Consider the following 9,017-nt stretch of genomic DNA (forward strand, 5'->3'; position numbering starts at 1 on the left):
GGATAGGTAACTTAGAATTAATAATAAAAAGTTCTATAATTAGTTAGCACTAATCACCAGAGGTCATTAATAAATATCAGCTAAATTAGATATAAGCATTTATCTATCTTTAATAAATTGGATAAATCGTAATAAAATCGGTTATGAATAGAAATGAAGATTTATATATAACACAATTAATTTATAAAATTTGCATTTACTGAGATTTTGAAAAGTATGATATTTGCAAAATTTCGGTTTAGCTATTCACTGAAAATATTTTAAGTTTATAAGGCCAACTTATAAGTAATAAAAGATAATGCCATAAGAGTAAACTTAGGTATTTTTGAGTAATACTTTATGATAAAGTACTATACTAGATAAATTAATTAATGAAAATACTTATTACAGGAGCTGCAGGATTTATAGGTTATCATTTAACCCTTTCACTTTTGAATGCTGGTCATACTATAGTTGGAATTGATTCTATCAATGACTACTATGACCCCAATTTAAAATATGCTAGGTTAGGGCAATTAGGTATAGCCAAAATAAAAGCAGAGAAGTGGAAATCTGAAGTATATAATGGTTCTGGTTATTTTAAGTTTATTAGAATTCAACTTGAAGAATTTGAAGAGCTTCAATTAATTTTTAAAAATGAGCAGTTTGATGTGGTTTGTAACCTTGCAGCTCAAGCCGGGGTTAGATACAGTATAGAAAACCCAAAAGCCTATATTGATAGTAATTTGGTAGGTTTTTTTAATATTTTAGAATGTAGTAGGATTTTTAAGATAAAACACCTCATATATGCTAGCAGTTCTAGTGTTTATGGTTTAAATAACGAGATACCTTTTAAAGTAACTGACAATACAGATAAGCCTGTTAGTCTGTATGCAGCTACAAAAAAATGTAATGAGGTAATGGCGCATTCATATAGCCATTTGTATAAGCTACCAACAACAGGACTTCGTTTTTTTACGGTTTATGGTCCATGGGGAAGGCCGGATATGGCAATATTTCTTTTTACAAAAGCAATTTTAAATAATGAAGCTATCAAAATTTTTAATCAAGGTAAATTAGAAAGGGATTTTACTTTTATAGATGATGTAATTGAAAGTATTGTTAGAATTGTGCAGTCAGAACAAGGAGCTGATAATTTGAATAAAATTTATAATGTTGGAAATAATAAAACTGTTAAGTTATTGGATATGGTAGGTACGATCGAAAAAGTACTTAATAAAAAAGCAACAATTGAAATGTTACCGATGCAACCTGGTGATGTATACAGAACATTATCAGATTCAGATGAATTGTCAAAAGATTATGGTTTTAAACCAAAAACAGAATTGAAATATGGAATTTCAAAATTTATAGAATGGTATAAAAGCTATTATTTGTGAGTTTTTGATTTTTTTAAATAAATTGATAGGAACATATTTGTTGAAAAAAGTTTTAACTGAAAATTAATCGCCAAATAAAACCTTTTAAAATAGCCAAAATTCTGAGTGTAAAAAATTTGAAGTTGTAGGCTTTAGGTTGCGAGAGGTAAAGGTTAAAATGTTTTCCGATTAAATAGGTTGAATTTTTAAGTTGATATTTTAAACTTTTTTTTTGTCCCATAGCTGAACCTAATCGTATTCTTCTAAAATAGATTGCTTCTTTTATTAAAACAACATCCTGTATTTTACTGGAAATTGTAGTCATAAATAACGAATCTTCACCAATCTGTATTTTTGTATCGAAAAGAGTTTTAGAGATGCTTGATTTCGGAATAAGTTTTCCGGTACAGATAGAAAAAACACGCTTGAATTTCAGTATGGACCCTTGTTCAAAATTATTATCATTCGTAAATAATTTAGACATATAGCTGTTCTCAGTGACAGAAATATTTTTCTCAAAATTCTTCATGTTTCCGCAAATGACTCTATTTGGCTTAGTATGTTCATACAATAATTCAAAATAAGAATTATTTAAAATATCGTCATCGTCCATAAAAAAGAGGTAATTTCCTTTAGCCTTTTGTATTCCCAAATTTCTAGCATAGGAAACCCCAGCACTTTCTAAGTTATAAAAATAAAAATTCGATAGATTTTTGGTTTTTAAATACTTTTCAATTTGATGTTGATAAGAGTCATCAGAACCATTTAATACAATAATTACCTCGTATGTAAAATTGGTGGATATTTGATTTCTTAATGACTCTAAACATTCATACAAATAATCCTTAGGTTTATATGTAGGTACAATTATGGAAATATCAATCATTGTATTGATTAAATTAATATGCTAAAGTAAAAATCTAATACTATTAACAATACGAAACGTGTTATATCGTATTTTTTTTGACATAATAGTGTGTGAAATTAGCCTATGTTTTCACAATAGACAAAAATGGTCGGATAAATTATCCGACCATTTTTTATTTAAAAAAGTTTGTGATATTTATTGTTCTGGATACACAGGAGCACCATCTAACAAGATTTTTGCATTTAAAGCTGCAATGCCTAGTGGTTGTATGCCATAGTACGTTAAATTAGCACCGGTATAATTATCTTTTATTTGTTGTTGTAATTCGGAGTCAAATCTTCCTAAATGTAACCATTCGTGAAGTCTGCCATAATAATCATAACCTCCAGATCCATCAACATTTCTGTTAAACCTTGAGCCGTCAGCATCTGTCCAAATAACATTCTTTAATGTTGAAACTAAACCATCTATGTCATTTTTATTCCAATACATCGAATTTTCATATGCCGCTACCCAAAAGGAGACTATAGCTCCTGCATGTGAAGTATCTTGCATTGTTGCATTAGTCCAATTTTGATTCCAAACAAAGGCAGAAGATACTTTCGAATTTACTTTAATTTGGTTTCTTAAGTTAGACGGCCAACCTACCATCGTACCATGTGATATATTATCAAATACAAGTTTATATTTAGCCTCACCGGTAATTAAATAAAGGTCCATACCTATTCTTGCCCAATGGGATGACATATGTGTATTTATTCTATACAAATTATGTATACCGTCATATTCCCATTTGTTCCAAATGTTTTCAATTGTAAAATTTAGGATATTGTTATATCGTTCTTGTAAGTTATTGGTAGAACGAAGGTTTGGTGATTTATCCATAACCCTTAAGAGGGAAGAAACAAATCTAAACATAAAAGACTCCCAAAGTGGATATCCCTTCGCAGATGGTTCAGAGTGATTCGGGTCTGTCGGCCAACCCAAAAATTGTTTACCTTTAATGTCTACGAATTGGGCATCGTCAATTGTATTTTCGATAAGTTTAAGTGCATTATCCAAATACTTATACTCCCCAGTGGCCTGCCACATTGATACATGTGCATCTAAATAATATGCTAAAAAGTAATATTCTTGATTTTCATTTGCGCTTTGTGATTTTTGGGTAGCATCAGCACTATCAATCTGACCATCTGGATCATTAAGTTCTTCATCGAATTTCCTTTGCCAAAAAGCTACATCATCTGAAATTTTATCGGTTGAAGTTGTAGTAACGGTGACGTTTGCAGATGATGTGGTAGTACTAGTATCTTCGTTTTGTACTTCTATATCGTAAGTAAATGTATCTGCTGGTATTTCCACGGTAGGCACTTCTTCAGCAGGAGTTTCTGCAGAGGGTACATCTTCTACAGGCGTAACCTCAGGGGTGGAAGAAATTTCTTCAGAAGGAGTAGTAGGTGGTTCTGTTATAGCGGTATTAGGGGTGTAGGTTAGGGTGTTGTTTTCATTTATTACTACAATACCATTATTTGGTTCTGAAACACTAACAATTTTAATATTATTTCCATTATAGAAATTGTCATTTGAAAGTACATCTAAGACCATACTAGTATGGGACTCCATGAAATAGGTATCATCAACAGCATATTTTGTAATTTCTGAGTTCTGTGATGTGTCTATTGAAATATATTCTGATAATAGGTCATTATCCTTAGAACAGGATAAGAATAATATTGTACAAACAAGGCACAATGAGGTAAATAAGCATTTTTTCGATGTCATAAGTAGGAATTAATTTTTTAACAATCTGGTTTACTAAAGTATCTATATTATTTTGTCTATCGGTAAAATGTATTATATTTTCGATGAAATGCATAATAGTATACCATTTTGTTAATAAACGTATAGATTGTGCTTTTGGACTTTGAACTACCTATTTATTCGATGAAATGCACTTTTTTGATAATTTTTAACACTTTTTAAGATAATTTAAGGCTTAAATAGAAGTACATGTAAAAAAACACCCTTTTATCTATTTTTTGGATAAAAGGGTGTTTTTTTTGCTATTTAATAAAATGAAGAACTATATCATAAACTATAACCTTCCTGTAACTCCTTCAGTTAATATGCCTTTGACATCATAAAGCACAGAATTTTCTTTTAGATATTTACTAAGATCTAATTCTAGAAATTCTCTATGAGCTACGGTTAATACTATCGCATCAAATAAGTCACCTGCTTCAATTTTTTTGTATGATTTGATTCCATACTCATGTAAAACTTCTTGAGGTTCTGCCCATGTATCTAAAACTTTGGTTTCAATACCGTAAGAATCTAAATTTTTGATTACATCTACAGCTTTTGTGTTTCTTACATCTGGACAGTTTTCTTTGAAGGTAATTCCTAAAACTAGAATTCTGGAATTCTTAACTTTAATGTCTTTTTGAACCATCAGTTTTACAACTTCAGATGCCACATATTTGCCCATTCCATCATTCATTCGTCTACCAGCCAAAATAATTTCTGGATGATAACCATATTCCTGCGCTTTTTGTGCTAAATAATAAGGGTCGACACCAATACAATGTCCGCCGACCAATCCAGGTTTAAAAGGGAGGAAGTTCCATTTGGTACCTGCGGCTTCCAAAACATCATGAGTGTCAATGCCCATTAAATTGAAGATTTTAGCTAATTCGTTCACAAAAGCAATATTGATATCACGTTGTGAATTTTCTATGACTTTTGCAGCTTCAGCAACCTTGATAGAGCTTGCCAAGAAAGTACCTGCTGTTATGACCGATTTGTATAATTGATCAACTTTAGTTGCTATTACCGGTGTTGAACCAGAAGTTACCTTTAAAATCTTTTCAACAGTATGTTCTTTATCACCTGGATTAATTCTTTCTGGAGAATATCCAACAAAGAAATCTTTGTTAAAGCTAAGTCCGCTGATTCTTTCTAGAATAGGAACACACTCATCTTCTGTAACCCCTGGGTATACGGTAGATTCGTAAATGACAACATCCCCTTTCTTTAAAACTTTGCCTACCGTTTCGCTAGATTTAATCAAAGGTGTTAATATTGGTCTATTCGTACTATCAACTGGAGTAGGTACGGTTACAATATAAAAATTACATTCTTCAATATCTTTCAAATCATTTGAGCAATAGAGCCCAATCTCCGATCCTGGTTTAGATACTAAAGCATTTTGTAATACTTCATTGGAAACTTCAAGCGTACTATCGAAGCCAGATTGTAATTCTTTTATTCTTTTTTCATTTATATCAAACCCCACAACTGGATATTTAGTTGCGAACAAGCGTGCTAAAGGTAATCCTACATAGCCTAGGCCAATTATTGCAATTTTTGTTGAAGACATACATTTATTGTTTTATTATTTTTTTCCAATTTGAAAATATTCAAATCCTGAATTTATCATACGTTCATGGTTGTATTGATTTCTACCATCAAATACAACAGGTTGTTTAAGCTGAGCTTTGAGTTCTTCAAAATCGGGTGACCTAAACTCTTTCCATTCGGTTAAAAGAATCATTGCATCAGCATGTGGTAATGTTTCATATTTAGAATTGAAATACGAGATATTGGGAACATCTTTTAAATAAAAGTGTTGAGCCTCATTCATAGCTTTTGGATCATATGCTTGAATTTTAGCCCCTCTCCTTGTTAATTCTTTAATGATATATATGGATGGTGCTTCTCTCATATCATCTGTCTCAGGCTTAAAGGCCAAGCCCCAAATAGCAAAAGTTTTGTCTTTTAAATCTTCACCAAATCTCTTTATTACTTTATTGGCAATCACCAATTTTTGTTCGTTATTTACGTCCTCGACAGAGGTAATTAACTTGGCTTTATAACCATGTTCTTCAGCTGTTTTTTTAAGAGCTTTTACGTCTTTTGGAAAACAAGAACCACCATATCCGCTTCCTGGATAGATAAAACTATAACCAATTCTACTATCAGAACCTATTCCTATCCGTACCTTATTCACATCTGCTCCTACTAACTCACAAATATTGGCAATTTCATTCATAAATGAAATTTTAGTAGCAAGCATTGCATTAGCAACATATTTGGTCATTTCAGCTGAGCGTACATCCATAGCAATTAGTCGGTCCATACTGCTTCTGAAGAATGGGGAGTAAAGTGCTCTCATTTTATCTTGAGCAGCTTCATTATCCGATCCTATGACCACTCGATCGGGTTTCATAAAATCATTAATAGCATCCCCTTCTTTTAAAAACTCCGGATTCGAGACGATATCAAATGCAATATCAACATTCCTCTTATCCAATTCTTTTTGAATCGTATCACGTACCTTATCTGCGGTGCCTACTGGAACTGTTGACTTGTCAACTACAATTAAGGAATGGTGCATATGTGTGCCAATTTCTTTGGCAACTTGAAGAACAAATTGCAAATCCGCAGAACCATCGTCCCCCATAGGTGTTCCAACAGCGATAAATGCGATATCACATTTTTCTAAATTTTCAGAAAGATTGTTGCTAAAGCGAAGTGTTTTATTCTGAAAATTACGCTTCACCATAGCCTCTAACCCTGGCTCGTATATCGGTATAATGCCTCTTTTTAAATCCTCTATTTTTTTTAAATCAACATCAATACAAGTAACTGTATTGCCCATTTCTGAAAAACAAGTTCCGCTTACAAGGCCGACATAGCCTGTACCTATTACTGTTAAGTTCATTTTATTATTTTAAATTTTCCCAATACCAATCAACAGCTTCCTTAAGACCTTCCTCTAGGTTATGCGTAGGTTTGTATCCTAACATTTTTTTTGCTTTTTCTATTGATGCTAATGAATGAGGAACATCTCCCTCTCTGGATGGACCATATATAATATTAACATCCATAATTTTAGGATTAAATTGGGATAAATATTTTTTCAAAAGAGCTACTAGATTATTTAAATCAATTCTATTGCCTAAAGCGACATTATATACTGTATTTACAGCCTTTTCGTTGTCAGTTAACATTGCTAGTACATTCATTTGAATAACGTTGTCAATGTATGTAAAGTCTCTTGAATATGAGCCATCACCATTAATGACAGGTGATTCTAATTTTTTTAGTTGCATTACAAATTTTGGAATTACTGCGGCGTAAGCACCATTAGGATCTTGTTTTCTTCCAAAAACATTGAAATATCTCAGTCCTATAGTTTCTAGACCATATGTAGTGCTAAAAATTTTAGCATACAGCTCATTTACATATTTGGTAATTGCATAGGGTGACAGGGGTTGCCCTATAATATCTTCTACCTTAGGGAGATTTTTAGAATCACCATATGTAGATGAACTTGCGGCATAAATAAACCGTTTTACTTTTTCATCTCTTGCAGCCACCAACATGTTTAGAAACCCTCCAACATTTACTTCATTACTAGTAATAGGATCATTAATGGATCTAGGTACAGAACCTAAAGCAGCTTGATGTAATATATAATCTACACCAGAACACGCTTTTCTACATACTTCTAAATTTCTTATGTCACCTTCAATTAAACGATAATTTGGATGACTAAGAAAAGTTTTAATATTTTCTTTCCTACCAGTAGAAAAATTATCTAAACATATAATTTTATTTCCATTGTTTAATAAAGATTCAGTTAAATTGGAACCAATAAAACCTGCTCCACCTGTTATTAAAATTGTATAATGGGGCTTGAAACCTATTTCTGATATATTCATTAAAATATTTTAATTTTTATTTAAGCAAATATCAGGAATTCAATTTAAATTGATAGATGCTATGCTTAATTAATAAAATAGTAAACAGAAGCATTAATGGATTATTGCCTTAATTGTCAAATATAAAATCAAACAAAAGCCACTTTTAATTAAAAGTGGCTTTTGTTTGATTTTTTTCTTATTAATCTAGTTTTATTACTTTTTTTAGTAATGTTTCATTTGAATCTATTAAAGATATTTCTAAAATATATAGGCCTCCACTTAAACTCGTAATATTCAACGATTCTTCTTGCCTATGATTTATGGCAAATTCTTTTGAAATTACGAGTTTGCCATAAACGTCGAACAAATTAGCAGTAAGCGCCTGATTCATAAACTCATCCAAGGCTAGAAAAAGAGTACCATAAGTTACTGGATTAGGATAAACTGTTATCTTATCCAACGAAGGGTTTGATAAGGTTTCGTTAGGCGTTATGGTTAGGTCAAAATTGAATGAACAACCATTACCTGTGGTGAAAACATAGACGCCTTGATCATCTGTAACCGCATCGGTAATTATAAATTCCTCATTGTCAAAAGGTTTTGAATTTTGATTAGGACCTGTAATAGAGAAGCTTACCGATTCTGGTGCTAATCTTATTATAATAGTTTCGCCTTCTATTACTGTAGCCGATTGAGTACTTACGAATTCAGAAGATTCATTAGAGCTATATTGTAGTTCATAATTCAATGAACTACAGTCGAAGGGTTGAACGTCCACAACGAGTTGTAGGCTACATCCTTCCGTGGTAGTGAACGTGTAGGTTCCCGCATCTGCTGTCTGAGCATCCGAAATATTAAGGATATCGTTGTTCAAAGGTTTGTCGTTTCCGTTAGGCCCGTTTACCGAAAATGCCGTACCGATCGGTAAAATACCTAGGTCAATAGCATCCCCTTCGGTGATCGTTACCTGTGCCTGTCCGGTCACTGCCGTTGCCCCATTGATACTGTAACTTGTCTGCAATCCTGCGGAACTACAGTCGAAGGGTTGAACGTCCACAACGAGTTGTAGGCTACATCCTTCCG

The 9,017-nt window shown here is 32.3% G+C and carries 7 protein-coding genes; 1 reads left to right on the forward strand and 6 read right to left on the reverse strand.

Translation table 11 applies throughout. The annotated features are described in order from the left end of the window. The first annotated feature begins 371 nt into the window (after window positions 1-371). On the forward strand, window positions 372-1,379 hold the full coding sequence (locus tag AACZ41_RS15850) for an NAD-dependent epimerase/dehydratase family protein (RefSeq protein WP_339629582.1): 1,008 nt from the start codon (window positions 372-374) through the stop codon (window positions 1,377-1,379). Window positions 1,380-1,431: 52 nt separating this feature from the next. On the opposite strand, the gene AACZ41_RS15855 is transcribed toward AACZ41_RS15850, so the two are convergent. From AACZ41_RS15855 to AACZ41_RS15880, 6 genes are all read right to left on the reverse strand, one after another. Then, complete coding sequence (locus AACZ41_RS15855) at window positions 1,432-2,244, reverse strand: glycosyltransferase family A protein (RefSeq protein WP_339629583.1); 813 nt, start codon at window positions 2,242-2,244, stop codon at window positions 1,432-1,434. A gap of 177 nt (window positions 2,245-2,421) precedes the next feature. After that, window positions 2,422-4,008: an Ig-like domain-containing protein gene (locus AACZ41_RS15860; protein WP_339629584.1), complete on the reverse strand. Its 1,587-nt coding sequence runs from the start codon at window positions 4,006-4,008 to the stop codon at window positions 2,422-2,424. Window positions 4,009-4,321: 313 nt separating this feature from the next. Further along, window positions 4,322-5,605: a nucleotide sugar dehydrogenase gene (locus tag AACZ41_RS15865; protein ID WP_339629585.1), complete on the reverse strand. Its 1,284-nt coding sequence runs from the start codon at window positions 5,603-5,605 to the stop codon at window positions 4,322-4,324. 15 nt (window positions 5,606-5,620) lie between these two features. Then, on the reverse strand, window positions 5,621-6,949 hold the full coding sequence (locus AACZ41_RS15870) for a UDP-glucose/GDP-mannose dehydrogenase family protein (protein ID WP_339629586.1): 1,329 nt from the start codon (window positions 6,947-6,949) through the stop codon (window positions 5,621-5,623). A 4-nt stretch (window positions 6,950-6,953) separates the two neighbouring features. Then, entirely contained in the window at window positions 6,954-7,952 is a 999-nt protein-coding gene (locus AACZ41_RS15875; protein ID WP_339629587.1) for an SDR family oxidoreductase, read from the reverse strand. Between the two features lie 181 nt (window positions 7,953-8,133). Then, window positions 8,134-9,017: T9SS type A sorting domain-containing protein (locus tag AACZ41_RS15880; RefSeq protein WP_339629588.1), on the reverse strand; the 884-nt coding region annotated here is incomplete at its 5' end.

Origin of the sequence: uncultured Maribacter sp. (assembly GCF_963974015.1) — a bacterium.
Classification (GTDB): Bacteria; Bacteroidota; Bacteroidia; order Flavobacteriales; family Flavobacteriaceae; genus Maribacter.

What these genes read in the sequence shown, in the direction of transcription:
- AACZ41_RS15850 (WP_339629582.1), top strand. Translation starts at nt 372, where the DNA reads ATGAAAATACTTATTACAGGAGCTGCAGGATTTATAGGTTATCATTTA.
- AACZ41_RS15855 (WP_339629583.1), bottom strand. Translation starts at nt 2,244, where the DNA reads ATGATTGATATTTCCATAATTGTACCTACATATAAACCTAAGGATTAT.
- AACZ41_RS15860 (WP_339629584.1), bottom strand. Translation starts at nt 4,008, where the DNA reads ATGACATCGAAAAAATGCTTATTTACCTCATTGTGCCTTGTTTGTACA.
- AACZ41_RS15865 (WP_339629585.1), bottom strand. Translation starts at nt 5,605, where the DNA reads ATGTCTTCAACAAAAATTGCAATAATTGGCCTAGGCTATGTAGGATTA.
- AACZ41_RS15870 (WP_339629586.1), bottom strand. Translation starts at nt 6,949, where the DNA reads ATGAACTTAACAGTAATAGGTACAGGCTATGTCGGCCTTGTAAGCGGA.
- AACZ41_RS15875 (WP_339629587.1), bottom strand. Translation starts at nt 7,952, where the DNA reads ATGAATATATCAGAAATAGGTTTCAAGCCCCATTATACAATTTTAATA.